23 protein-coding genes are annotated in these 24,340 nt (G+C 60.0%); 10 read left to right on the plus strand and 13 right to left on the minus strand.

Going from position 1 to position 24,340, the window contains the following annotated elements; translation table 11 throughout:
- Positions 1-38: 38 nt before the first annotated feature.
- Positions 39-473: a MarR family transcriptional regulator gene (locus BK662_RS28230; protein WP_007895007.1), complete on the minus strand. Its 435-nt coding sequence runs from the start codon at positions 471-473 to the stop codon at positions 39-41.
- Positions 474-592: 119 nt separating this feature from the next.
- Positions 593-2,719 carry a DNA helicase RecQ gene (gene recQ / locus BK662_RS28235; protein ID WP_008010974.1) on the minus strand — a complete coding sequence of 709 codons (2,127 nt, stop codon included), beginning with the start codon at positions 2,717-2,719 and terminating at the stop codon, positions 593-595.
- Positions 2,720-3,119: 400 nt separating this feature from the next.
- On the opposite strand from recQ, the gene BK662_RS28240 reads away from it, so the two are divergent.
- The 4 genes from BK662_RS28240 (at position 3,120) to lapD (ending at position 6,981) form a co-directional block, all read left to right on the plus strand.
- Complete coding sequence (locus tag BK662_RS28240; RefSeq protein WP_038979493.1) at positions 3,120-3,707, plus strand: UPF0149 family protein; 588 nt, start codon at positions 3,120-3,122, stop codon at positions 3,705-3,707.
- 10 nt (positions 3,708-3,717) lie between these two features.
- Positions 3,718-4,113, plus strand: a complete 396-nt coding sequence (locus BK662_RS28245; protein ID WP_123360269.1) for a YbaN family protein — start codon at positions 3,718-3,720, stop codon at positions 4,111-4,113.
- Positions 4,114-4,310: 197 nt separating this feature from the next.
- Positions 4,311-5,018 (plus strand): cysteine protease LapG, encoded by a 708-nt coding sequence (lapG, locus tag BK662_RS28250; protein ID WP_123360270.1) that lies wholly within the window; start codon positions 4,311-4,313, stop codon positions 5,016-5,018.
- Between the two features lie 22 nt (positions 5,019-5,040).
- Positions 5,041-6,981: a cyclic di-GMP receptor LapD gene (gene lapD / locus BK662_RS28255; RefSeq protein WP_123360271.1), complete on the plus strand. Its 1,941-nt coding sequence runs from the start codon at positions 5,041-5,043 to the stop codon at positions 6,979-6,981.
- 62 nt (positions 6,982-7,043) lie between these two features.
- Here the strand turns inward: lapD and BK662_RS28260 are convergent, their stop codons facing one another.
- The 10 genes from BK662_RS28260 to BK662_RS28310 all read right to left on the minus strand — a co-directional run bounded on the left by BK662_RS28260 (position 7,044) and on the right by BK662_RS28310 (position 15,859).
- Positions 7,044-8,099, minus strand: coding sequence for an AI-2E family transporter (locus tag BK662_RS28260; protein ID WP_123360272.1), 1,056 nt, complete (start codon positions 8,097-8,099; stop codon positions 7,044-7,046).
- 69 nt (positions 8,100-8,168) lie between these two features.
- On the minus strand, positions 8,169-8,975 hold the full coding sequence (locus BK662_RS28265) for a DUF4892 domain-containing protein (protein WP_123360273.1): 807 nt from the start codon (positions 8,973-8,975) through the stop codon (positions 8,169-8,171).
- An 8-nt stretch (positions 8,976-8,983) separates the two neighbouring features.
- Positions 8,984-9,643 carry a glutathione S-transferase family protein gene (locus BK662_RS28270; RefSeq protein WP_123360274.1) on the minus strand — a complete coding sequence of 220 codons (660 nt, stop codon included), beginning with the start codon at positions 9,641-9,643 and terminating at the stop codon, positions 8,984-8,986.
- A gap of 50 nt (positions 9,644-9,693) precedes the next feature.
- Positions 9,694-10,548 carry an alpha/beta hydrolase gene (locus tag BK662_RS28275; protein WP_123360275.1) on the minus strand — a complete coding sequence of 285 codons (855 nt, stop codon included), beginning with the start codon at positions 10,546-10,548 and terminating at the stop codon, positions 9,694-9,696.
- On the minus strand, positions 10,545-11,351 hold the full coding sequence (locus BK662_RS28280) for an alpha/beta fold hydrolase (RefSeq protein WP_123360276.1): 807 nt from the start codon (positions 11,349-11,351) through the stop codon (positions 10,545-10,547). Before BK662_RS28280 ends, BK662_RS28275 begins: the two co-directional genes overlap by 4 nt.
- Positions 11,352-11,651: 300 nt before the next feature.
- The gene (locus BK662_RS28285; RefSeq protein WP_123360277.1) at positions 11,652-12,095 is read right to left on the minus strand and encodes a hotdog fold thioesterase; all 444 of its coding nucleotides are present in this window, start codon (positions 12,093-12,095) and stop codon (positions 11,652-11,654) included.
- Positions 12,096-12,127: 32 nt separating this feature from the next.
- Positions 12,128-13,795: an AMP-binding protein gene (locus BK662_RS28290; RefSeq protein WP_123360278.1), complete on the minus strand. Its 1,668-nt coding sequence runs from the start codon at positions 13,793-13,795 to the stop codon at positions 12,128-12,130.
- 211 nt (positions 13,796-14,006) lie between these two features.
- A complete protein-coding gene (sixA, locus tag BK662_RS28300) occupies positions 14,007-14,459 on the minus strand; it encodes a phosphohistidine phosphatase SixA (protein WP_123360279.1) in 453 nt (150 codons plus the stop codon).
- Positions 14,456-14,803, minus strand: coding sequence for a DUF4389 domain-containing protein (locus BK662_RS28305; protein ID WP_052966905.1), 348 nt, complete (start codon positions 14,801-14,803; stop codon positions 14,456-14,458). Before BK662_RS28305 ends, sixA begins: the two co-directional genes overlap by 4 nt.
- A gap of 30 nt (positions 14,804-14,833) precedes the next feature.
- A complete protein-coding gene (locus BK662_RS28310; RefSeq protein WP_123360280.1) occupies positions 14,834-15,859 on the minus strand; it encodes an NAD(P)H-dependent glycerol-3-phosphate dehydrogenase in 1,026 nt (341 codons plus the stop codon).
- A gap of 196 nt (positions 15,860-16,055) precedes the next feature.
- Between BK662_RS28310 and BK662_RS28315 the strand changes: the two genes are divergently transcribed.
- From BK662_RS28315 to BK662_RS28340, 6 genes are all read left to right on the plus strand, one after another.
- A complete protein-coding gene (locus tag BK662_RS28315) occupies positions 16,056-18,179 on the plus strand; it encodes a TonB-dependent receptor plug domain-containing protein (RefSeq protein WP_123360281.1) in 2,124 nt (707 codons plus the stop codon).
- Position 18,180: 1 nt separating this feature from the next.
- Positions 18,181-19,113 carry an ABC transporter substrate-binding protein gene (locus BK662_RS28320; protein ID WP_123360282.1) on the plus strand — a complete coding sequence of 311 codons (933 nt, stop codon included), beginning with the start codon at positions 18,181-18,183 and terminating at the stop codon, positions 19,111-19,113.
- Positions 19,110-21,011 (plus strand): ATP-binding protein, encoded by a 1,902-nt coding sequence (locus BK662_RS28325; RefSeq protein WP_123360283.1) that lies wholly within the window; start codon positions 19,110-19,112, stop codon positions 21,009-21,011. The genes BK662_RS28320 and BK662_RS28325 overlap by 4 nt, the downstream gene beginning before the upstream one ends.
- A gap of 247 nt (positions 21,012-21,258) precedes the next feature.
- Positions 21,259-21,774, plus strand: a complete 516-nt coding sequence (fabA, locus tag BK662_RS28330) for a 3-hydroxyacyl-[acyl-carrier-protein] dehydratase FabA (protein ID WP_003179264.1) — start codon at positions 21,259-21,261, stop codon at positions 21,772-21,774.
- A gap of 11 nt (positions 21,775-21,785) precedes the next feature.
- Entirely contained in the window at positions 21,786-23,003 is a 1,218-nt protein-coding gene (gene fabB, locus BK662_RS28335) for a beta-ketoacyl-ACP synthase I (RefSeq protein ID WP_123360284.1), read from the plus strand.
- A gap of 527 nt (positions 23,004-23,530) precedes the next feature.
- Positions 23,531-23,719 carry a hypothetical protein gene (locus BK662_RS28340; protein WP_030130084.1) on the plus strand — a complete coding sequence of 63 codons (189 nt, stop codon included), beginning with the start codon at positions 23,531-23,533 and terminating at the stop codon, positions 23,717-23,719.
- Positions 23,720-23,785: 66 nt separating this feature from the next.
- Here BK662_RS28340 and BK662_RS28345 read toward each other — a convergent pair whose 3' ends face one another.
- Positions 23,786-24,328 (minus strand): DUF2058 domain-containing protein, encoded by a 543-nt coding sequence (locus BK662_RS28345; RefSeq protein ID WP_052966627.1) that lies wholly within the window; start codon positions 24,326-24,328, stop codon positions 23,786-23,788.
- Positions 24,329-24,340 lie beyond the last annotated feature (12 nt).

Raw genomic sequence — 24,340 nt, forward strand, 5'->3', positions numbered from 1 at the left:
CAACGGGGTATCTCAAAAGTCCGGCGCGTGGTTGTGCCTCAAGATTTTTCCAGGTTGGCCAGAATGTGCCCGTGGACTCGCATACAGACCTTTAAATCCGCCTCATCGACACCTTCGAACAGTTCGTGGCGCAATTGAGTGGCGATGGTTTCAATTTGTTCGATCAAGGGCCGGGCCGGGGCACACAGGACGATTTTTTTCGCCCGACGGTCTTCCAGCACGGATTGGCGTTGCACCAGGCCCTGACTTTCCAGGCTGTCGAGCAGTCGAGCCAGGGTGGGCCCTTCGACGCCAACGCTCTGCGCCAGTTCACGCTGGGTGGGGGCATCATCGAATCGCGCCAGGTGCAGCAGCACCAGCCAGCGCGCCTGGGACAGGCCCAGGCCAGCCAGTCGGCGGTCCAGTTCGGCACGCCAGCCCCGAGACATCTGGGCCAGTTGCATGCCAAAGCGGTGTTGATCGGTTAACGGCATAAAACACTCATGATTAGACTGAAATAGAGAAAAACTAATTATTAGTCAGCTAAGCATGACCTTTGGCTATAGGCAAGGCTTGCTCTGTACTGAATCGTTACATCTGTGCCGCAGGTCACTCAGACTTCAAATTCCGACTGCAGAGCGGCACGAACGCAATACAAAACACCTTCAGGAACTCTCCCTGCGAACAGCGCAGCAATTTCTGAAACCGGCGGCAGTTCGCCTTCGCCGTCGAGGAACGCATCCTGGACTTCGCCCATCAACTCTTCCGGCAGGTCCAGCGCCTGCTCAAGCGACAACTGCTGCTTGCCGATCGCCTCGGCGAGCATCGCGTAGACGTTCTTTTCCGAGCATTGCAGCTGACCGGCGATCTGCAGTGGTGTCATGCCGGCCCGGGCCAGGGTGATCAGCTCGTGGCGCACATCGGCCACTACTTTCGGCGCCTCGACCTGACCGCCGAGCACTTCGAGGAAAGCCTCGCCGTAACGCTCCAGCTTGCGCGCACCAACGCCACTGACCGTGGCCATTTCCGCCAGCGAGGTCGGCTGGCTGCGGAGCATTTCCAGCAGTGTCGAGTCGGGGAAGATGACGTACGGCGGCACGCCATGCTCTTCGGCCAGTTTGCGGCGCAGGGCACGCAAGGCTTCCCACTGTTCGCGCTCTTCACCGCGAACCAGTTGGCTGGCCTGGCTCTTGCTGCTTTTGGCGGTGGTTTGCGGCTTGAGGTCGCGGCGCAGTTCCAGCGTCACTTCGCCCTTGAGCAGCGGTCGGCAGGTATCGCTCAGGCGTAGCCCACCGTAGCCTTCGAGGTCAATGTCGGCCAGACCACGGGCAACAAGCTGTCGGAACAAGGAGCGCCATTCGCTCTCCCCCATCGCTTTACCTACGCCGTACACCGACAAATGCTGATGACCGAAGCTGCGGACCTTTTCGTTGTCCTTGCCTAGCAGCACGTCGACCAGATGACCGACGCCATAACGCTGACCTGTGCGGTAGATCGCCGACAGCGCCTGACGGGCCGGCTCGGTGGCGTCCCAGGTTTGCACGCCGTCGACGCAGTTGTCGCAGTGACCGCACGGCTCGGGCATGTCTTCGTCGAAGTACGCGAGCAGGGTCTGGCGGCGGCAGCGGGTTTCTTCGCAGAGCGAGAGCATGGCGTCGAGTTTGTGCTGTTCCAGACGCTTGTGGCGCTCGTCACCTTCGGAGTTTTGCAACATCTGCTTGAGCATCACCACGTCTTGCAGGCCGTACGCCATCCAGGCATCCGCCGGCAGGCCATCACGACCGCCGCGACCGGTTTCCTGGTAGTAGGCCTCAAGTGACTTTGGCAAATCGAGGTGCGCGACAAAACGTACGTTAGGCTTGTCGATGCCCATGCCGAACGCCACGGTGGCAACCATGATCAGGCCTTCCTCGTTGAGGAAGCGCTTCTGGTGATGGGCTCGCGTGTCGTTGGGCAGACCGGCGTGGTACGGCAGCGCCGGGAAACCTTGCTCGCTGAGGAACACCGCCACTTCATCAACCTTTTTGCGCGACAGGCAGTAAACGATACCGGCATCGCTGCGCCGCTCGGCGAGGAACGCCAGCAACTGCTTGCGCGGCTGTTCCTTGGGCACGATGCGATAGAAAATATTGGGGCGGTCGAAACTCGAGAGGAAACGCTCGGCATCCTGCAAATGCAGACGATCGACGATTTCTTCCCGGGTGCGCTTGTCGGCCGTCGCGGTCAGGGCGATGCGCGGAACGTTGGGGAACAATTCAGCCAATTGGCCCAATTGCAGGTATTCGCGGCGGAAATCGTGACCCCATTGGGACACGCAATGCGCTTCGTCGATGGCGAACAGGGCGATTTCAAGGCTTTGCAGGAAGGCCAGCATGCGCGGCTGAACCAGGCGCTCGGGCGCCAGGTAGAGCATTTTCACCTCACCACGCTTGATTCGCGCCGCCAGATCACGCTGTTGCTCAGCGCTCAACGTGGAGTTCAACGCCGCCGCCGCGACGCCCAGCTCTTCGAGGGTGGCGACCTGATCATCCATCAGCGCGATCAACGGCGACACCACCACCGCCAGGCCTTCGCGCAGCAGTGCCGGCACCTGGAAGCACAAGGACTTGCCGCCACCGGTAGGCATCAGCACCAAGGCGTCGCCGCCACTGGCCACGCGCTCAATGATTGCACCCTGACGGCCACGGAAACTGTCGTAGCCGAAGATGTCCTTGAGAACGCGTTGAGCCTGTTCGAGCATAAAAACTCCAAAAATCACCGAAACATCCCTGCAAGGCTGGTTCAGAATCATGAAAGCTGCACCGACAAATCGTAAGTGCGCATTGCATGACGCTGCACATTTCAGCCGTGACGCCAGCAGGGCATCACAAAACGCGCGAGTATACCCGACGCCTGTCCGGCAAAGGGCGCCGCTGATAAGACATACCAAAGCCAACTTGTGGGAGCGAGCCTGCTCGCGATAGCGGTGGGCCAGTCAATTTTGATATTGAATGTTATGTCGTTATCGCGAGCAGGCTCGCTCCCACAGGGAATGCGGTGTTCCGCATGCCTGCAAAGGGGCAAATACACCGCGCGGCTGGCCTGAGCGCTCAAGAAGGCCTAGAATTCCCGCATCGTATATTCCCCAAGGTAGCCCTTTAATGTCCTTCGCTGAGCAACTAACCCGCCTGCAAGTCTTCCTCGACGCCGACGAGCTGCATGACGAGGCGCTGGACTACGTGGCCGCCCACGGCTACCTCACCGCGCTGTCAATCTGCTCCGAAAGCGTTCCCGACCGTGAATGGATCGACGCGCTGTTCGCCGAAGAGCCGCATTACGCCGACGACACCGAGCGTGAAGCGATCGAATCCACTCTGCTGCTGCTCAAGGCGCACATCGCCCGCCAACTGGCGTCCGACGAAGAGTTCGAGCTGCCATGCGACCTCGACCTGGGCGAAGAGCCGGATGACTCCGACCTGCGCGGCTGGTGCATCGGTTTCATGGAAGGCGTATTCCTGCGCGAAGCCGCCTGGTTCGAAACCGCCGAAGACGAAGTCAGCGAAATGCTGCTGCCGATCATGGTCGGTTCCGGTCTGTTCGACGAACAGCCAGAGTTCGAAGACATCGCCAAAGACGCCAACCTGATGGACGACATGATCGTGCAGATCCCGGAAGCCCTGACCGCGCTGTACCTGCTGTGCCAGGCGCCAGACGAAAAACCGGCGATTCTCAAGCCACGTCACCACTAAGGTATTGCCTATGGACAACCCCATAGGCAACCGCCCCCTGATGTTGCGCTACGTGCTGCTGGCCATCGGCTGGCTGAGCGTAGCGCTGGGGGTCATCGGGATTTTCCTGCCGGTGCTGCCCACCACACCGTTCCTGTTGCTGGCGGCCGCCTGTTTCGCCCGCAGCTCGCCGCGGTTCTATCATTGGCTGGTTGAACATCCACGGCTTGGACCGTGGGTTCGCGACTACCTGAGCGGCAATGGCATTCCCCTCAAGGGCAAGGTCTACGCCATCGGTTTGATGTGGGCGAGCATCCTGCTTTCCTGCTATCTGGTGCCCCTGCCGTGGGCGCGTGCGTTCATGCTGACCAGCGCGGTATTAGTGACGGTTTACATTCTTCGGCAGAAGACGCTGCGCAAGTCTTGAAACTCAAGCGTTTGCGGTAAAGATCGCAGCCTGCGGCAGCTCCTACGCAATCGAGTACATCCATACCTTTGAGGGTGTACCCGGTCGGTGTAGGAGCTGCCGCAGGCTGCGATCTTTTGCTTTGTAGGCCGACGACCTGCCCTCCCTCATCGTAAACACCGCCTAGACTTCAGACATCTGCACCCGAGCAGCCAGACATGTCCCGCAGTCCGCGTAGTCCAGGATGGTCAACGCTCCGACTTCGGTTCGGCGGATGGCTGCTGCTGACGAGTTTTCTACTGGCAGGATTGGGCAGTGTCCGGGCTGACTGGGACTTTGCGCAGATTCTGCAAACGGCCGAAAAACGCTACGGCCCCCTTGGCCTGGCCCGGGGACGGATCGAGGCCTGGAGTCAAATGCTGCAAAGCGAACGCAACCAGCCTGAGCGCGAACAACTGAACGCGGTCAATCGCTTTTTCAATCAACAACTGAGCTTTCAGGACGACACGCGTATCTGGCGTCAGGCCGATTACTGGGCCACGCCCGTCGAATCCTTGATCAAGGGTGCCGCCGACTGCGAGGACTACGCCCTGGCAAAATATTTCAGCCTGCGTCACCTCGGGATTCCCAGTGAGAAACTACGCATTACCTACGTCAAGGCCCTGACCCAGAACCAGGCGCATATGGTGTTGACCTTCTACGGCAGCCCCACGGCCGAGCCGCTGGTGCTGGACAACCTGATCGACGAAATCCGTCCCGCCTCCCAACGCAACGATCTGCTACCGGTGTACGCCTTCAACGCCGAAGGCCTGTACTTGCCGGGCGCCAATGGCGGCAAACGCAGCAGCGACTCGAAAAAACTGTCGCGCTGGCAAGAGGTGTTGAAAAAGATGCAATTTGAAGGGTTCGCCGTGGGCGAAGGCTAGCCGCTATTGCAAGGAGCATTTTATGTCGCTGCGCAAACAGTTGTTTCTCGCCATTTGCCTGTTCTTGCTGGTGGCCTTCGGCGGCAGTTTTTTTGTCAGCCTGGAAAGCTCTCGCGAACAGATGCTCGGTCAGTTGCGCTCCCACGCCCAGGACGCCGCCACGGCGCTGGGCCTTTCATTGACCGCGCAGATCGACGACCCGGCGATGATCGAATTGATGGTCAGCTCGATTTTCGACAGTGGTTATTTCAGCAGCATTCGGGTCGTCAATATTGTGGATGAACGGGTGCTGGTGGAACGCAGCACATCGGCGCAAATCGAGGGTGTTCCCGGCTGGTTCATCAGCCTGGTGAACCTGCGCCCACAGGGTGGCGATGCACTGATCATGCGTGGCTGGGAGCAAACGGCGCGGGTCGAAGTGTTGAGCAATCCGCAGTTTGCCTTGGCCAAACTCTGGGACAGTACCCTCGGCAGCCTGATCTGGTTGCTGATTTGTGGACTGCTCAGCGCCGTGTTTGGGGGCTGGCTATTGCGCCGGCAATTGCGCCCGCTCGACAGAATGGTCAAACAGGCTGAAGCCATCAGCAGACGCGAGTTCCGCAGCTTGCCGAAACTGCCGCGCACGCCGGAACTCAAACGCGTGGTGCTGGCTATGAACCAGATGGTCGAGAAGCTCAAAGCGCTGTTCGCCGAAGAAGCGGCTCGCAGCGAAAAGCTGCGGATCGAATCCTATCAGGACAGCCTGACGGGCCTCGCCAACCGGCGTTTGCTGGATGAACAACTGGCCGACCATTTGCTGGTCTGCGAACAAAGCAGTGACGGCCACTTGCTGATGTTGCGGATCAACGACCTGATCGGCCTCAATCAGCGCCTGGGTGGCCAGCGCACCGATGCCTTGATTAGCACGGTCGGCGAACTGTTCAAGCGCCTGACGCAACCACCGGAACGTCGCACCTGGCTCGCGGCGCGCAATCGAGGCGGAGAATTCAGCCTGCTGACACCGGGCCTGGGCAGCACAGATGCCGCACGCCTCGCCTCCGAAATCAGCGCCACCCTGGAAAACCTGCGCCTTACCGGCACCAGCGATTGCATGCCCGTGGCGCACCTGGGCGTCGTCGCCTACCGCCCCGGCGAACCGGCGAGCGACGTGCTGCTGCGCCTCGATCAAGCGCTGACCCAGGCTCGACAACACCCCGAGCGACCGTGGATACACTTGGCCCATTCCGATACCGCGCCAAATCAGTCCCAACACGACTGGCGCAGCTGGATCGACGACGCGCTGACCGAGGGCAAGTTGCAGCTGTACTTTCAACCGGTGGTGCAATGCGCCGACACCAGCCAGGTGCTGCATCACAAAGTCCTCGCACGCCTGTTCGACCCGCAGGGCGAGGCAATTGCCGCCGGGCATTTTCTACCGTGGATCGAGCGCCTTGGCTGGTCAGCGCGATTCGACCTGGCGATGCTCGAAACCACTCTCGAATATCTGGCCGCCAACCGTTGGCCGCTCGCACTGAGCCTGTCCGGCAGCACCCTGCGCGATCAGACCCAGCTCAAACTGATCTGCGACATACTTGAGTCACTGCCGGAACTGGCGCCGCTGCTGACCCTGGAAATCGACGAACGCCAACTGCCGCCCCCCGAAGAATTGCAACGTCTGAGCCACAGCCTGCTCAACACTGGTTATCGCATCGGGCTGCAGCACTTCGGCGGCAGCTTCAGCCAGATCGGTAACTTGACGCAGTTAGGGCTGGCTTACCTGAAGATCGACGGAGCCTACATTCGGGGTATCGATGAACAGACCGACAAACGACTGTTCATCGAGGCGATTTTCCGGGCGACCAACAGCATTGATTTGCCGTTGATTGCCGAGATGGTGGAGACGCAGGGGGAACTGGAAGCGATTCGGGAGCTGGGGTTGTTTGGGGTGATGGGCAGACTGATTGGGCCGCCGGAGCCGATGTGAGTCGCAAGGCCGATACACCGCGTCATCGTTCAGCTCGCGCCAACGTGTTCAGTGCCAGCGCCTCAGGGCCGGCGATCCTCGACCCGAGCCTGACTCTTGCTCCAATCGGTCAACAGGCTATAAGCCACGGCCAACAACGTCGGGCCGATGAACAGACCGATAAACCCAAATGCAATCAACCCGCCAAACACCCCAAGCAACACAATCACCAACGGCAAGTTCCCGCCCCGACTGATCAGGTACGGCTTAAGCACGTTGTCGACCCCACTGATGATGAACGTCCCCCAGATCCCGAGGAACACCGCCATACCGTACTCCCCCTTCCAGGCCAACCACGCCGTGGCCGGAATCCACACCAACGGCGGCCCCATCGGAATCAGACTCAGCAAAAACGTCACAATCCCCAGCACCAACGCGCCGGGCACGCCGGCAATCAGGAAGCCGATCAACGCCAGCACAGCCTGAGCCGCCGCGGTGCCGATCACCCCGTTGACCACCCGCTGCACCGTGCCCGCCACCAGGTCTATGTAATATCCCGCGCGATCACCAATCAGTCGCTCCAGCAACCCATGGACAAACACCGCCAACCGCGGACCGTCCCGGTAGAAAAAGAACACAAAGACAATACTCAGCGTCAGCTCAAGGATGCCACCGCCGATCTGTGCACTGCGCGCCAGCAACCAGTTACCGACCTGCCCCAGATAAGGCTTGATCGCCAGCATCATCGCTGCGCCTTGCTGATCGATGCTGTTCCAGATACCCACCAACCGCTCGCCGACCAAGGGAATACTGCCCAGCCAGGTCGGTGCTTCAGGCAGACCGTCGACTTGCACATCCTTGATGAACACCGTGGCATCGCGTACATGGTCCGCCAGGTTGAAACCCAGCCACACCAACGGTGCCGCCACCAGCAACATCCAGCCCAGCGTCAGTAACAGCGCCGCCAGGGATTCACGGCCATTGAGCCAGCGGGTCAACAAACGCATCAGCGGCCAACTGGCAAACGCCAGCACCGCGCCCCAGAACAGCGCCGACCAGAACGGCGCCATTACCCAGAAGCTCGCGCCAAACAGCACCAGGAGCAGAATCTGCACCAACAGCCGATCGTTATTGGGCATGTAAAGTCTCAAGAAAAGTGAGTCAGCAAAGAGTAGGCGAACGCGCGGAACACGCTCGCCCAATGAAGCTTATCGCAACAGCTCAAAGTGCAAGCCAGAGCCTTCGACGTTGCCGGTCTCCATCCGTGCCGACCGTACGCCCTGGCCGATCAGCGCCTGGCGCCAGGCTTCAGCATTGGGCCCCGAAACATTGACGCGCAATGTGGTGTCCAGATTCAGGCCTCGGGAAATCAAACGCAGCCAGGTGTCGTCAGGGTTGCCGTCGAGTTTGGGGAAATCAAGTTCACCGGTGCTCTTGAGCTGGCGCAGCAAGGTCGCGGAAGTTGGCAGCAAATCGCCCAATGGTGCAGCAGCATCGAACTGTTCGACGTGCAGATAAGCCCTGCGATTGCCACGCGTGATGCTGTAAAGCGCCACCAGCGTGTTGTCTTGAGGGGCCGCCAGACGCAGCAACAAATAGGCCTGCTGATTATCGGCGCCATACAACTTGGCATTGCTGAAGACTTCATTGGCCCACAGGCTGCTTTCGCCGCAATCCCGGGCCTGGCACCAGAACAACAGCTCGGCGCCCCGCTTTTGCAAGGCTTCGCGAGCGGCGGTGAAGGCATCGGTAGAGGAATGCTCCGGTGGCAATTCGTAGGTCACCGAGGTGGTTTGACCCCGGGCGGAGACTTGGCCGTCAAAGCGCAACTGACCGCTGATCTTGCGGATAGAACCCAGCGGGTAGATCCGCTCAAGCTCGACAGCCGGGCGATAGTCGACGATCTGCGCATCGGCCATACGCGGCACGATCGGCAAGTCCTGGCTGCCAGGGATATCAGCGGCAAATAAAAGAGGACTGCAACAATATAGCGCCAGCAGAGTGAGTGAACGCATGGATAGACTCATCGAATCAGCATGGCCTGGGCACCCTTGATGACACTGTCGTCATCGATGCGCTCGGGCACCAGTAAACCGCGCTGTACCGCTGGGCGTGCCTCCATGGTCGCCATCCAGCGCTGCAGGGCTGACAAGCCATCCACCGCGACACCGGACCATTCATGGCCACGGACCCACGGATAAGTGGCGATGTCGGCAATGCTGTATTCGCCCGCCAGAAACTCTACGGCTTGCAGACGCGTGTCGAGCACTTCATACAGGCGCCGGGTTTCGTGTTGATAACGGTCGATGGCGCCCTGGAGTTTTTCCGGGAAATAGCGGAAAAACACGTTGGCCTGGCCCTGCATCGGCCCGATTCCGCCCATCTGGAACATCAGCCACTGCAACACCACCGAGCGCCCCTTGGGGTCCTGAGGCAGCAGTTTGCCGGCTATCTCGGCGAGGTAAATCAGGATCGCGCCGGACTCGAACACGGCGAAATCGCCATTGGCACGGTCGACAATGGCCGGAATCCGGCCATTGGGGTTGATCTTGAGGAAGTCCGGGGACTTCTGTTCCTTTTTGTCGAAACTCAAGGCATGCACCGTATAGGGCAGGCCGAGTTCCTCGAGCACGATAGAGACCTTGTGGCCATTCGGGGTCGCAGCGGTGTACAGATCTATCATGGTTGTCTCCCATTTCAACCCGCCCAGCCTCGACAGTTGCCGGGCGCAAGTCAAGGAACGGCGAAGAACCGATTGAAACAGTCTGCGACAAGGTCGGCACCGGGTTCGTCATTCAGGTGCAAATGATGCCCACCAGGCAACTGTTCACGGCTAAAGGGTAGACGTTCCAGCAACTCGGGATGTTTGGCGAGCATGCCGTCAGCTGCGACCACCAGGTGTGCAGGACAATTGACACGCTGGACGAAGGCCATCGCCTGTTCAGTGGTCAGACGTAGCGGTGATGGAAGGGTCAGGCGGTTGTCGGTGCGCCAGGTATAGCCGCCCGGCACCGGCATCAAGCCGCGCTGGGCCAGCAGTTCGGCGGCTTCGCGACTGACCGCCACCAAGCCTTTCATTCGTGCCTCGATGGCGCGGTCGAGGGTGCTGTAGACCGGTTTGCGTTTTTCCCGCAGATCCAGCTGTGCTTGCAGGGCCATGCCCATGCGCTCGGCGGCGTTTTCGCCTTTGTCTGTAGGAGGAATGATGCCGTCGATCAAGGCCAGATGAGTCACCCGCTCCGGCAACGAACCGGCCAGCACCAGCGAGACGATCGCCCCCAGGGAATGCCCCAGCAGCGCAAAACGTTTCCACCCCAACTGCTCGGCCACTTGCAGCACATCGTGGGCGTAGTCCCACAGCGCGTAACCGGCGCCGTTCGGCCGATGCCCCGAATGACCATGCCCGGCCATGTCCAGCGCGATGATACGCAAGCCTTTGAGCTTGGGCGCCAGCCGGGCAAAGCTGTTGGCGTTGTCCAGCCAGCCGTGCAAAGCGATCACCGGCAAGCCGTCCTCGGGACCGAACAAGTGCGCCGCCAACTCGATATGCGGCAGGCTCAGGCGAACTTCTTCAACGACGCTGCTCATGCGCAATCCTGTTGGCTGCGACCTGCCCAGCGACTGAACAGATTCTTCAGCAGCGTGGCCGTGTCTTGTGGACGTTCGAGGGGAAACATATGGCCGCCGGGCATGGTCAAGGACTCACCCAAGGGCATGCGCCCGACGGAACGGGCGTGATGGCGCATCACCACGCGGCTCTTGTGCCCGCGAACCACCGCCAGCGGCACTTTCAACTGCCGTGCGCGACCGGGGCTGGTGTGGGGCACACCGCGGTAGATGCTGATTTCCGTGGCCGGGTCGAAACGCAGGCGCAGTTTGTCGCCGACCTTTTGCAAACCATATTGAAGATAGGCGTCGAAGCATTCCGGATCGAAGCCACGAAACAGGGTTTTACCGGCGAAATACAATCGGGCCGCGTCCAGATCGGCAAACTCTTCCCGTCGTCCCAACGTACGGCCGGCCGGGGTCAGGCGATCGATGAAACCGAAGCGTTTGGCGGCACGGATCACCCATTGATCGCCGCGGGTCAGTACCGGGGAGTCGAGCATCACCACGCCACGATACAACTCAGGGCAACGCAAGGCGGCGTGCAAGTGCAGCACACCGCCAAAGGAATGACCGACGCCCCAGACCGGTTCAGGCTGTTGCTTGAGGTGATGAATCAGCTCATCCACCAGATTGTTCCAGTTGTCATCCGCCGGAAAACGCGGGTCGTGGGCGTGCTGCTCCAGATGCGTCACCTGATACTCGGGCGCCAGCGCCGCGAACAACTTGCCGTAGGTCCCCGAAGGAAAGCCATTGGCGTGGGCGAAAAATATCTGTTGCGACATACCTGCAAATCCATGAGCGAGAACGGGGGTTGATTGTCCGTAAGACCGGGTCCTACAGCAATGACCGTAACTGACAGGAATGATGACAGTCGGGTCAGGGCTATGACCATTCAGTATTCACTGAAAATCTTGTGGCGAGCGAGCTTGCTCGCGCTCGGTTGCGCAGCAGCCGCAAAACCGGCGAATGCGGTATGACCAGAGAGCGATGTATTCCGGATTGGGGCCGCTTCGCGACCCAGCGGGAGCAAGCTCCCTCGCCACAAAAATTCGCTGGCCATAAATCTTTGCCTCGATCATGAATCAACGCGCCGGCGGATTCTCCCCCAACGGCACCACTGCCATGGTCAGCCGCGACACGCAACTGGCCTTGCCCTCATCGCTGGTCAGGCGGATGTCCCAGACATGCGTGGTGCGCCCGATGTGAATCGCCTTGGCCACCGCCGTCACCCGCCCACTGCGCAGGCCGCGCAAATGGTTGGCGTTGATTTCCAGGCCCACGCAATAAAACTTGCTGGCGTCGATGCACAGGTAACTGGCCATCGAGCCAACGGTTTCGGCCAGCACCACGGAGGCGCCGCCGTGCAGCAAACCATAGGGCTGGTGCGTGCGATGGTCGATGACCATGCTCGCGGTCAGGGACTCGTCATCGAATGCTTCGAAGCGAATATCCAGCACTTCGCCGATGGTGTTTTTCTGGATCGCGTTCAACTGCTCGACGTTGGGAGTGGTGCGCCACAGACTCATCGTTACGTTCCTTTGTTGGAGTTGTTCATGGCTCAATCCTGCCACAGCACCGCCTCGCTGCGCTCGCTCCATTCTGCAAACCGAGGACCGTAAGCCGCTTCGATCATGTTGCGCTTGATCTTCAGGGTCGGTGTCAGGAAGCCGTTTTCCACCGCCCAACTGTCCTTGACCACCACCAATCGACGCAAGCGCTCATGCCTGTCGAGGACGCCGTTGACCTCCTCCAGCAGTTTTTCCAGGCTTGAATGCAAACCCGCCCGGGCCGATCCTTTCGCGTCCTGCTGACCGACCACCGACAACACGCACAACCCCAGTGGTGCGCTCAGCCCATCGCCAACCACGCACACTTGTTCGATCCGCGCATGCACCGCCAGGCGATTTTCAATCGGTGCCGGGGCAACGTATTTGCCTTTGCTGGTTTTGAAGATTTCCTTCAGGCGCCCGGTGAGGCGCAGGTTGCCTTCGGCGTCTTCCTCGCCCTTGTCACCGGTGCGCAAGAAACCGTCCTTGGTGATGGCTTCGGCGGTTTTCTCAGGTTCCTTGAAATAGCCGAGCATGGTCGCGCCGCTGCGCACCAATACTTCACCTGACGGTTCAATGCGCACTTCGACTTCCGGGCATGGCTTGCCGATCCAGCCAGGTTTGTTCTGACCCGGCAGGCCGATGTGGGAATAACCGCAGCTTTCGGTCATGCCGTACACCTCCAGCACATCCAGTCCCAGCTTGCGGTACCAGAGCAGCAAGGTCTGCGGCACTGGCGCCGCGCCAGACAAGGCGATGCGCAAGGCGTCCAGCCCCAGCCCGGCGAGGACTTTGTGTCCTACCCGTTTGCCGATGAAGGGCAAGCCGAGCAGGAAGTCGAGGCGTTTTGCCGGAATTTTGCTGTAGACGCCCATCTGGAATTTGGTCCAGATCCGCGGCACGCCGAACAGCGCGGTGGGCCGGGCACGTTTTAAATCAGTGAGAAAGGTATCGAGGCTCTCGGCGAAGAACACGGTTTGCCCGGTGTAGATCGACGCCAGCTCGACGAACATCCGTTCGGCGACATGGCACAACGGCAGGTAGGACAACAGGCGATCCGACTCATTAAGGCCGAACAGCTGCGTGCCACGGGTGGTGGCAAATCCCAAGGTGGCGAAGCTGTGCATCACGCCTTTGGGCTGGCCCGTGGTGCCGGAGGTGTAGATGATGGTCGCCAGTTGATCGGCGGCGGGCTTGGGGTCGTCTTGAATTGGCGAACTGCGTTGCAGATCGGCCCAGCTGAAATCGAAGGTGCCGGCCGGGCACAGCGGCAGGCTGATGGTCGGCAGATCGGGGCTGACCCCGGCGGACATGGCCGGCCAGTCATCCAGCTTGCCAATGAATGCCAGCGCGGCTTCAGAATGATCGAGCACCTGGGCCACGGAATCGGCGGTCAGATTGGGATAAAGCGGTACCGAGACATGCCCGGCCATCCAGATCGCCAGGTCGGCGATGATCCAGTGGGCGCAGTTTTTCGAGATCAGCGCGATGTGGCTGCCTTGTGGCAATTCGCGAGCCCGCAGCCAGTGGGCGGCCCAGCGCGCCTGATGGCCGACGTCGGCCCAGGTCAGCGTCTCGACCTGGCCGCCTCCCGTTGGCTGGACCAGAAAGCGTTGGCGGGGATGACGGGCTTCACGCTCGTAGAAGGCGTCCAATGGCAAACGGGAAGCAGCAGACATGCGACTTGCTCCTTTATTTTTTGTCTGGAGCAAGCGTAGTCAACCAAGCAAGTGCTTGGTTGACTATTTCACACAAAAAAATCAGGAGCGACACTAAACCTGTGGGAGCGGGCTTGCTCGCGAAGAGGGAGTATCAGTCGACACCATTGTTGCCTGACACACCGCCTTCGCGAGCAAGCCCGCTCCCACATTAGCCCGGGTTCGTCGGGAACTATGGGTGTTTGATGCCGTTGAGCTTCATCGCCCCGATCAGCAGTTCATTGTTCTCAAGCTCGGCCAGGCCGGCGGTGCTGACCTTTTCCGGTGGATAGCCGGCGCCGTGCTGCAGATAGCTCAGCAGGTTGCCCACCAGCGGATTGTGACTGACCAGCAGCACATCACTCACCGATACAAGCTGCTCCGCCACCTTGTCCGGATCAGTATCCGGGGTCAGCCATTCGACGGTGCGGATCTCTGGCTCGAACCCCAGCGCCTCACGCACCAGCAAGGCCGTCTCCTGCGCTCGCAGGAAAGGACTGGCATAAATGGCGGTGAGCGGCTTGCCGATCAATTGGGCGGCCGTGCGCAACACCTCTTCACGCCCCTTGACGGTCAATGCCCGCTCGGAGTCCGGACGAGTACCGTGAGGTTCGGCTTCGCCATGACGCAATACCCAGAGTTTCATAGTTTTGGCTCCTCATCTCGGGCCGGATGCGGTGCTGGCGCCACAACGTGCGGAGCTTCACCTTCCGGTGTACGCGGCGTCGGCCAGTCGGCGAACGGCCAGGGCTTCTGGTCGCTGTGAAAGCTGCCGAAACGACCGATCTGCGCCAGAAACTGGCTCAGGCTGTCACCGAAGTTCATCAGGCTGGCGCTCGGTGCGCCATAAATCAAACGATAGATCAGCTGCACCAACACCACCGCACCTAGGATCAATTGCGCCACTTGCCAGACCAGCACATAGACAATCATCCACAGCACCCGCAGCAGGATGGATTCGTACTTCGCTTCTACTTTCGGATCATTCATGTCTCGCTCCCTGCCCTGTAGATGGGGTGTTTAGTTGAAACCGCTGGTGGAGATAAAGTCGACGTCGGTTTTAGGCTCGGCACGCATCAGTAGACCGATGACCTGCTCCAGCGTGCGCCCTTCGAAGAGGATGGCATGCAATCCGGCGACCAGCGGCATATACACGCCCGCTTCCTGCGCCTTGGCCTTGAGCACCTTCAGGGTATTCACGCCTTCGGCGACTTCGCCAAGACGCGTCACCGCATCCTCAAGGCTCAACCCCTGACCGAGGGCAAAACCGACCTGATAGTTTCGGCTTTTCGGCGACGAGCACGTCACGATCAAGTCGCCCACGCCCGCCAACCCAAGAAACGTCATCGGGTTGGCGCCCTGATTCACCGCGAAGCGGGTCATTTCCGCCAGCGCCCGGGTGATCAGCATGCTCTTGGTGTTTTCACCCATGCCCAGCGCCACCGCCATGCCGGCGATGATCGCGTAAACGTTTTTCAACGCCCCGCCCAACTCCACGCCAAAGCGGTCGGCGCTGGCGTATACACGAAAGGTCTTGCCGTGCAGCGCTTCCTGGACCCGTTGGCAGAGTTCTTCGTCTTCGCTGGCAACCACCGTGGCGGTCAGGGCGTGTTCGGCAATTTCACGGGCCAGATTCGGTCCCGACAGCACGCCAATGCGCGCTTGCGGGGCGATCTCTTCGAGGATCTCGCTCATCAGCTTGAACGTATGGGCTTCGATGCCTTTGGTCAGGCTTACCAGCAGTTTGCCGCTCAAACGTTCGGCGTACGGAACCAATACCGAGCGCAGCGCGCTGGATGGCAGCGCGACGAAGCACAGGTCGCAGGCCTCCAGGGTGGCTTGCAGGTCCGTGACCGCCTCCACCGCCGGAAGAATCTTGATGCCTTTTAGATAACGCGGGTTCTCACGATTGACCCGAATGGCCTCGGCCTGTTCGGGGTCTCGCATCCACAGCCGGACCTGATGCCCATTCTCGGCCAGCAGATTAGCCACGGCGGTACCAAAACTTCCGCCTCCCAGGACCGCAATCGGGCGCTGTTCAGTCATATGCAATCCGTTAATCCATACCAGTGGAGATGCCGGCATTATACGGAGCGGCCCGGTGGCGGCCAGCCCCAGCATCAATTACCGACATTTGTAGGAAGAAGACCAAGAAAACCGAGGAAAATGCCCACAACGTGACTGGAAAAGTCTTTACGCTCGGTTAACATGCGCGCCAACTAATCGCTATCAAGGCCGCGCCGTGTCTTTTGGCTTTCCCTGTCCTCGCTCGCCGCTGGTATTGGCGCTGATCTTCAGCTCGCCATTGCTGGCCGACGACCTGTTCCTCGACAATGATCCGTTGCCGCAAGTGCTGACGGCGACGCGCCTGAAGCAGTCGCCTGCGGCCGTGCCGGGGAGCATGACGGTGATCGACAGCGAACTGATCAATGCCAGCGGCGCGCGGGACATCAGCGAGTTGCTGCGGCTGGTGCCGGGAATGATGGTCGGTAATATCAGCGGCAATCAGGCGGCGGTGAACTATCACGGCACCAACGCCAGCGAAGCGCGGCGCATGCAAGTGTTGATCGACGGCCGCTCGGTGTACCGCGCAGGCCTGGCCACGGTGGACTGGAGTGATATTCCGGTGGCCATGGAAGACATCGAGCGCATCGAGGTTTTCCGTGGCCCGAACACCGTCAGCTACGGCGCCAACGCGCTGATGGCGGTGGTCAATATCATCACCCGCAAACCGACCGACAGTCATGACACGCGGCTGAAAGTCACCCGTGGCCAGCGCGGTATCAACGATTTCTACGCCAGTCAGGGCATGGGCTGGGACAGCGGCGACTTGCGGCTGTCGTTGTCCGGTCAACAAGACGACGGCTTCGACTCGGATCGCACCGGCGCCGATTACCGCGACAGCCGTCGCTTGAACCGCTTCAATCTCGCCGTCAGCCAGACGCTCAATGAAAACCAGAGCATCGACTGGCAACTGAATGCCAAGGACGGGACTAACCAGCGGCCCTATACCTACCGTCCGGTGTTCTCGGGGATTACCGCCGCCGGGAACAATTCCGACGTCATCGCCAAGGACTATGCCGGCTCGCTGCGCTGGAATCTGGACATCAATCCCGATCACAGCCTTTATATTCAAGGCTCGGCGCAACACTGGGATCGCCAGCAGACCTGGCGTGCCTGCGATGCGGAGGTCTCGTTCAGCCCGGAACTGACCCGACTTTGGCAGCTCAACCCCAATTACACCGAACGTCTGGCACGCAACATCGCACGCTTCGCCGGCCTCCAAGCTCCCCCCGGCACCGCGGCGGAACAAGCACTGGCCAATTCGGTTCTGGCGCAATGGCGAAACGGTGCCAGCAAAACGCTGTGCGGCGACATCGACCAGAGCGCCCGGGAATCACGCTACGACCTCGAACTGCAAGACACGCTCAGCCTGTCCGACAGTCTGCGGCTGGTCAGCGGCGTGAATTATCGTTACGACCGGGCAGATTCCGAGACCTACTTCAATGGCACGCTCGACGACACAACCTGGCGGGCGTTCGGCCAACTCGAGTGGCGCGCCACCGAGCACTGGTTGCTGCAGGGCGGGGCGATGTTCGAAGACACACAATTGACCGGCCACTCGCTGACCCCTCGGGTGGCGGTCAATTACCTGATCAATCCGCGCCATGGCTTTCGCGCGGTGTATTCGGAAGCCATCCGTTCGCCGGACATGTTCGAGAACAATGTCAACTGGAGCTATCAGGTCACCAACCTGCGACCCAGTGCCTACGGCCAGACCAGCGCCCGCTATTTCGTCAAGACCCGTGGCCCGGGCGACCTCGAACAGGAACGCATGCGCTCCCGGGAATTGGGCTACAACGGCTACTTCGCCGAATGGGGGCTGGCGGTCGACGTGAAGCTGTTCTATGACGAAATCACCGGCATGATCAGCGAACCGCTGCGCAACAACCAGTACATCGCCAGCAACTCGAACAGCTCGCGCTTCAGCGGAACTGAAACCCAGCTGGATTGGCGCCTCAGCAGCGCCGATCGTCTGCGCCTGACTTATGCCTACGTCGATGCCGAGGCGAGCAACCCGCTGGATGCACAACAGACTGCGCGCAACAGCGGCTCCGCCGGCTGGCTTCGCAACTGGGGCCTGGGCTGGAACAGCGCGCTCTTCTACTATGGTGCCGACGCCCTCAACGGTTACCGCTTCGAACGGGTCGACACCCGCATCGCCAAACGCATCGGTCTGGGCAAGGCCAATCTGGAGCTGGCCGGGGTCGTCCAGCAACGCCTCGACAATCAGCCCACCACCTTCGTCGACAACAACTACGACGAACGCCGGGTGCTCTACTTCAGCGCGGAGCTGGAGTTTTAAGATGCCGCATCGCCCGTCACCGAAGACGCCAACCCTTGGCCGCCTGCTGGCCGGATTGTGCCTGGTGTTTACCGGGCTGCTGTGCAATCTGCCGGCACGGGCCGCTGACATTCTGCTGACCAGCGCCGAGGACAGTCCCGGCGTGCAGTCTTTCGTTCAGGCCCTCAGTGAATTGCGCCCCACCGACAGCGTGCGCTTTCAGCCTGTCGCCAGCCTGCCGGCACCAGGCCAACTGCCCGTCGACATCCGCCTGATTCTGCTCGACTTGCCCAGCCTCGACTGGCGCCTGCAAGACACTCAGGGCCCGGCAACGCTGGTGCTGCGCATCAGCCGCCTGCAAGCCCGCCAACGCTTGGGCAACGACCTGCCCCCGCACCTCAGCCTGCTCTGGAGCGATCCGCCGCTGGACCGACAGTTGCGCCTGACCCGACTGCTCCTGCCTGAAGCCCGGCAGGTCGGCGTGCTTTTCGACAGCCACAGCGAATTCTTGTTGAAGGAACTGCGTCAGGCCGCCCTGCCCCTGGGCCTTGAAGTAGTCACCGAGCGTTGGGATAACACCCATGACAGCCGCCCCTTGCAGGCCTTGCTGAAAAACAGTGATGTGCTGCTGGGCCTGGACGACCCTGATCTGTACAACCCGAAAACCGTGAAAAACCTGCTGCTCAGCAGCTATGCCCGGCAACTGGCGCTGATCGGTCCCAACGCAGCCTTTGTCAGGGCCGGCAGTCTGGCCAGTACCTACAGCGACCAGAACGATTGGCTGAAGATTCTCGACGAGCTGCTCGACCACCCCTCGAGCACCTGGCCGCGCGCACTTTATCCGCAACACTTCAAGGTCTTGAGCAACCCCCAAGTGGCTCGTTCACTAAGTATTGAACCGATGAATGAAGCCTCTGTCGCAACACAGCTGGCCGAAGGAGAACGCCGCCCATGACCTTCCGTCGCGGTTGGGACATCAATACCCGCACCCAGATCATCAGCCTCGGCCCGGCCCTGCTGCTGACGTTGCTGCTGATCAGTTTTTTCACCTTCGTGCGAATCCAGGACCTGCGCCAGGAACTCAATCACACCGGTCAGTTGATCGCCAATCAACTGGCGCCGGCCACCGAATACGGGGTGATTTCGGGCAACAACGAGGTGCTCGAAAGTTTGCTCAAGGCCACCCTGGCCACGCCCAACGTACGCTTTCTGGAAGTACAGGACCGCGCCAACCGGATTCTTGTGTACGTCGAGCAACCGTCGGAAACCCACAACCGCTCGCATCAGGTCGAAGTGTTCCAGGCACCGGTGCGCCTGCAACGCATCGCGCTCCACAGTGACTTTTTTCAGAACAGCCGTACCGCCGCCAGCGCGCCGGGCGAGGATTATCTGGGCCGGGTGATCGTCGGCCTGTCCAATGACGCCTTCAACCAGCGCCAACAGGAAATCCTCTTCAAGGCCGGGATCCTGGCCTTGTTCGCGCTGTTATTTACATTTTTGCTGGCTCGGCGCCTGGCCGGCAGCCTGTCGCAACCGATCCACGACATTGGCAATGCGGTCAAGGCGATCCAGAAAGGCGACTATAAAACGCCCCTGCCGATTGTCGACGACACCGAACTGGGCGCCCTGTCGCAACACATCAACAACCTTGCTCGAGGCCTTGAACAAGCCAGCCGCGAACAACATCAGGCCATGGCGCAATTGATCCAGACACGCGAAGAAGCGGAAAAGGCCAACAACGCCAAATCCGATTTCCTCGCGATGATGAGTCACGAATTGCGCACGCCGATGAATGGTGTGCTGGGCATGCTGCAACTGCTGGAAACCACCGCGATGACCGAGGAGCAGATCGAATACGCGGCGCTGGCCTCGGAATCCACCGAACACCTGCTCAAAGTGATCAACGACATTCTCGACTTCTCGCGCATCGAGCGTTCGGAGCTGGAGCTGGAGCACATTCCGTTCAACCTCGCGGACCTGATCGGCAGTTGCGCCCAGTCGTTCCAGCACAGCGCCGCGCAACGCAGGCTCGACCTGCAACTGCGGATCCCCGAGGACATGCGCGCCCTGCAGGTTCAGGGCGATCCGACGCGGATCCGGCAGATCCTGGTCAATCTGGTTGGCAATGCGCTGAAATTCACCGAGCGGGGTCGCATCACGATCGAATCGCAGTGGCAGTCCCTGGATCACGAACTGCTGTGGTTCACCTGCACCGTGCGCGATAGCGGGATCGGCATCCCGCCCGCAAGCCTGGAATTGATGTTCAACGCGTTCCAGCAGGCCGACAGTTCTATTTCAAGACGTTACGGCGGCACCGGACTGGGCCTTCCGATTGCCCGCACTCTGGCTGAGCGGATGGGCGGCACCTTGCGCGCTCAGAGCGAAGAAGGCGTTGGCTCGGTGTTCACCCTGGAAATCCCGTTGGCTCTGTATAAGCAGCCACTGCCGGTGCTGACCCCGAGAGGTCATACCGGCAATGACCACGGCGAAGGTCGCAATGTGCTGCTGGTGGAGGACAATCCGGTCAACCGCACTGTTGTTGAAGCAATGTTGCGCAGTCTGGGCTTTACTGTCAGCGTCGTCACCGATGGTGCACAAGCGGTGCGTAGTGCCGAGAGCCTGATTTTCGAAGCGATTCTGATGGACTGCCGACTGCCGGTCATCGACGGCTATGAGGCCACCCGACAGATTCGCCGACTGCCCGGCTGCGCTGACGTGCCGATCATCGCCCTGACGGCCAACGCCTTGCAGGGCGACCGCGAAGCCTGCTTATCGGCGGGAATGAACGATTACCTGGCCAAGCCCTTCAAACGCACTGATCTGCAGCAAATTCTGCAGCGGTGGGTGCAGTAGTACAGGCCTTTCGGCTATCTGCGACTGGCGTGAATGACGAAAGTGCGGCAGTCTTAGGCACCCGAACAGGCCCGAAAAGGGGCTTGAATAATAATTTCAGTGCACAAGTGTACATTCATGTCCTTGGTGCTGTGACTTTCACCACAACGCAATAGTCTATGAGTAGGCTGCTGACTCGAGGCATGAACGCTTCGATCGGCCGGGAAGATTCGCCCCACCCTGCCGCATGGACTATTGAGGAGCTCGCATGACCAAACAAAACGCCTTTACTCGGGAAGACCTGCTGCGCTGCAGTCGCGGTGAGCTGTTCGGCCCAGGTAACGCGCAACTGCCCGCCCCGAACATGCTGATGGTCGATCGCATAACCCTGATCAGCGAAGAAGGTGGCAAGTACGGCAAAGGTGAATTGGTCGCCGAGCTGGATATCACTCCGGACCTGTGGTTTTTCGCCTGCCACTTCGAAGGTGATCCGGTGATGCCGGGCTGCCTGGGCCTCGATGCCATGTGGCAACTGGTCGGTTTCTTCCTCGGCTGGCAAGGTCTGCCGGGCCGCGGTCGTGCCTTGGGCTCGGGGGAAGTAAAATTCTTTGGCCAGGTACTGCCGACCGCCAAGAAAGTCACCTATAACATCCATATCAAGCGCGTCCTGAAAGGCAAGCTGAACCTGGCCATCGCCGATGGTTCCGTGACTGTCGACGGCCGCGAAATCTATACTGCCGAAGGCCTTCGGGTCGGCGTTTTCACCTCCACTGACAACTTCTAAGGGTTATCCGCATGCGCCGCGTCGTTATCACTGGTCTGGGCATCGTTTCGTGCCTGGGCAATGACAAAGAGACCGTCTCCGCTAACCTGCGTGCAAGCCGCCCTGGCATCCGGTTCAACCCGGAATATGCTGAAATGGGTCTGCGTAGCCAGGTTTCCGGCTCCATTGACCTTCCCCTCGAAGAGCTGATCGATCGCAAGATCTATCGCTTCGTCGGCCACGCGGCGGCTTACGCCTACCTGGCCATGAAAGATGCCATCGCAGACTCCGGTCTGACCGAAGAGCAGGTTTCCAACGTACGTACCGGCCTGATCGCCGGCTCCGGTGGCGCGTCGACCTTGAACCAGATGGAAGCGCTGGACATCCTGCGCGAGAAAGGCGTCAAACGCGTGGGCCCGTACCGCGTCACGCGGACCATGGGCAGCACCGTTTCGGCTTGCCTGGCCACGCCGTTCAAGATCAAAGGTGTGAATTACTCGATCTCCTCCGCGTGCGCCACCAGTGCTCACTGCATCGGTAACGCCATGGAACAGATCCAGATGGGCAAGCAGGACATCGTGTTTGCCGGCGGCGGTGAAGAAGAACACTGGAGCCAATCGTTCTTGTTCGACGCCATGGGCGCACTGTCCAGCCAGTACAACGAAACCCCGGAAAAAGCTTCCCGTGCCTACGACGCCAAGCGTGACGGTTTCGTCATTGCCGGTGGTGGCGGCATGGTCGTGGTCGAAGAGCTGGAACACGCTCTGGCCCGCGGCGCGAAGATCTACGCGGAAATCGTTGGCTACGGCGCGACCTCCGACGGCTACGACATGGTCGCCCCAAGCGGCGAAGGCGCCATCCGCTGCATGCAGATGGCCATGTCCACCGTCGACGCACCGATCGACTACCTGAACACCCACGGCACCTCGACTCCGGTCGGCGACGTCATGGAAATGAAAGGTGTGCGTGAAGTGTTCGGCGACAAGGCTCCGGCCATCAGCTCCACAAAAAGCCTGTCGGGTCACTCCCTGGGCGCCGCCGGCGTTCACGAAGCGATCTACTGCCTGCTGATGATGGAAGGCAACTTCATGGCGGGTTCCGCCAACATCGACGAACTGGACCCGGAAGTGGCAGACATGCCAATCCTGACCAAGACTCGCGAAGACGCCACCATCAACACTGTGATGAGCAACAGCTTCGGCTTCGGTGGCACCAACGCCACACTGGTACTGAAGCGCTGGCAGGCGTAGGAGCTGCCGCAGGCTGCGATCTTTTGATCTTTAGCGTCCGCTAAACGCTGAAAAGATCGCAGGCTTCGCCAGCTCCTACAGGTTTCGCATAAACCTGATAGAGCGCCACACAAAAACGCCCCGACTGGTTCGGGGCGTTTTTTTTGCGCCTGAAATAATTACTCGGGCAAGGCACAAAACCTGTGGGAGCTGACTTGCGTGCGATAGCGGTGTGTCAGGCAATATCCATGTTTGATGTGCCGACGTCATCGCAGCGGTGCGGCGATCCGACAAGCCAGCTCCCACAGGTTCAGCGGTATGCAATTCATCAGGCTCGAACCGGGGTTTTCATCCTCTCAAACATGAAACATTTGTCATGAAACTCAATGGCCTGCAACTGAATGCCGCGTGTTTCGCGGGCTGCAGGATTTTTGCCGATTCTGCAAAAATGGGTTGCCGAACTCTGCCATTTACTTAGCCAGCTAACAAAATATATAACAAAGGCCTGCACACGCCTTGCTGCAGATAACAGAGATTGGAGCTAGCAGATGACTGTAAAAGTAACTGAACGCGACGATTCACATATGTCCCATGAAGGCATCGCCGCCGGTATCCGCATCTGGGATGTACATCAACAAGACCTGCTGGTCGGGATGTTCCACTCCGAGACCGAAGCCCACCAATACAAGGCCGAACTGGAAACACTGGAGCAGCAGCGCGAAGCGCGCTCTGCATAATGACCGCATTGAAAACGACAAACCCCGCCATGAGCGGGGTTTGTCGTTGTTGCAGTCTCTAACGGCTTACCACATCAGATCATCAGGGATCTGATAGGCCGCGTACGGATCGTCCTCGACGCTGACTTCTTCTGTCTTCACATTCAGCTGCACGATGCGCTGTGGATCGCGCTCCTGGATCTTCAGGGCCGCCTCACGCGGGATCACTTCATAACCTCCGGCGTGATGCACGATCGCCAGGAAGCCATTGCTGAGCTGGTTGCGCATCAGGGTGTTGACGGAGATGCGCTTGACCTTCTTGTCATCGACGAAGTTGTAGTAGTCCTCGGTGGTCAGCTTGGGCAGGCGCGAGACTTCGATCAATTGCTTGACCTGGGCGGCACGGGCCTTCGCTTCGGCCTTCTCCTGCTGCTGGCGGTTCAGCTCCTGGTCGCGCTTGACCTTCTCGGCCATGGCTTCCTGAGCGGCACGCTGCTGGGAGTCATCGAGTTCAATCTGACCTTTATGGGCTAGACGTTGCTGCTTCTGCTTCTCTTTGCCGACCTGTTTGGCCTGCTTTTGATTGACCAGCCCTGCTTTGAGCAACTGGTCGCGAAGGGAAATGCTCATGGTGCTTATTTC

This window comes from Pseudomonas frederiksbergensis (assembly GCF_003732275.1).
Taxonomy (GTDB): Bacteria; Pseudomonadota; Gammaproteobacteria; order Pseudomonadales; family Pseudomonadaceae; genus Aquipseudomonas; species Aquipseudomonas frederiksbergensis_H.

Bases quoted from the DNA above. Each gene is read 5' to 3' on its own strand.
- BK662_RS28275 (WP_123360275.1), bottom strand. From the start codon at position 10,548: ATGAGCAGCGTCGTTGAAGAAGTTCGCCTGAGCCTGCCGCATATCGAG.
- BK662_RS28305 (WP_052966905.1), bottom strand. From the start codon at position 14,803: ATGAATGATCCGAAAGTAGAAGCGAAGTACGAATCCATCCTGCTGCGG.
- BK662_RS28240 (WP_038979493.1), top strand. From the start codon at position 3,120: ATGTCCTTCGCTGAGCAACTAACCCGCCTGCAAGTCTTCCTCGACGCC.
- BK662_RS28320 (WP_123360282.1), top strand. From the start codon at position 18,181: ATGCCGCATCGCCCGTCACCGAAGACGCCAACCCTTGGCCGCCTGCTG.
- recQ (WP_008010974.1), bottom strand. From the start codon at position 2,719: ATGCTCGAACAGGCTCAACGCGTTCTCAAGGACATCTTCGGCTACGAC.
- BK662_RS28280 (WP_123360276.1), bottom strand. From the start codon at position 11,351: ATGTCGCAACAGATATTTTTCGCCCACGCCAATGGCTTTCCTTCGGGG.
- BK662_RS28245 (WP_123360269.1), top strand. From the start codon at position 3,718: ATGGACAACCCCATAGGCAACCGCCCCCTGATGTTGCGCTACGTGCTG.
- lapG (WP_123360270.1), top strand. From the start codon at position 4,311: ATGTCCCGCAGTCCGCGTAGTCCAGGATGGTCAACGCTCCGACTTCGG.
- BK662_RS28345 (WP_052966627.1), bottom strand. From the start codon at position 24,328: ATGAGCATTTCCCTTCGCGACCAGTTGCTCAAAGCAGGGCTGGTCAAT.
- BK662_RS28325 (WP_123360283.1), top strand. From the start codon at position 19,110: ATGACCTTCCGTCGCGGTTGGGACATCAATACCCGCACCCAGATCATC.
- sixA (WP_123360279.1), bottom strand. From the start codon at position 14,459: ATGAAACTCTGGGTATTGCGTCATGGCGAAGCCGAACCTCACGGTACT.
- BK662_RS28285 (WP_123360277.1), bottom strand. From the start codon at position 12,095: ATGAGTCTGTGGCGCACCACTCCCAACGTCGAGCAGTTGAACGCGATC.
- BK662_RS28270 (WP_123360274.1), bottom strand. From the start codon at position 9,643: ATGATAGATCTGTACACCGCTGCGACCCCGAATGGCCACAAGGTCTCT.
- fabB (WP_123360284.1), top strand. From the start codon at position 21,786: ATGCGCCGCGTCGTTATCACTGGTCTGGGCATCGTTTCGTGCCTGGGC.
- BK662_RS28290 (WP_123360278.1), bottom strand. From the start codon at position 13,795: ATGTCTGCTGCTTCCCGTTTGCCATTGGACGCCTTCTACGAGCGTGAA.
- BK662_RS28265 (WP_123360273.1), bottom strand. From the start codon at position 8,975: ATGCGTTCACTCACTCTGCTGGCGCTATATTGTTGCAGTCCTCTTTTA.
- fabA (WP_003179264.1), top strand. From the start codon at position 21,259: ATGACCAAACAAAACGCCTTTACTCGGGAAGACCTGCTGCGCTGCAGT.
- BK662_RS28230 (WP_007895007.1), bottom strand. From the start codon at position 473: ATGCCGTTAACCGATCAACACCGCTTTGGCATGCAACTGGCCCAGATG.
- BK662_RS28340 (WP_030130084.1), top strand. From the start codon at position 23,531: ATGACTGTAAAAGTAACTGAACGCGACGATTCACATATGTCCCATGAA.
- BK662_RS28260 (WP_123360272.1), bottom strand. From the start codon at position 8,099: ATGCCCAATAACGATCGGCTGTTGGTGCAGATTCTGCTCCTGGTGCTG.
- BK662_RS28310 (WP_123360280.1), bottom strand. From the start codon at position 15,859: ATGACTGAACAGCGCCCGATTGCGGTCCTGGGAGGCGGAAGTTTTGGT.
- lapD (WP_123360271.1), top strand. From the start codon at position 5,041: ATGTCGCTGCGCAAACAGTTGTTTCTCGCCATTTGCCTGTTCTTGCTG.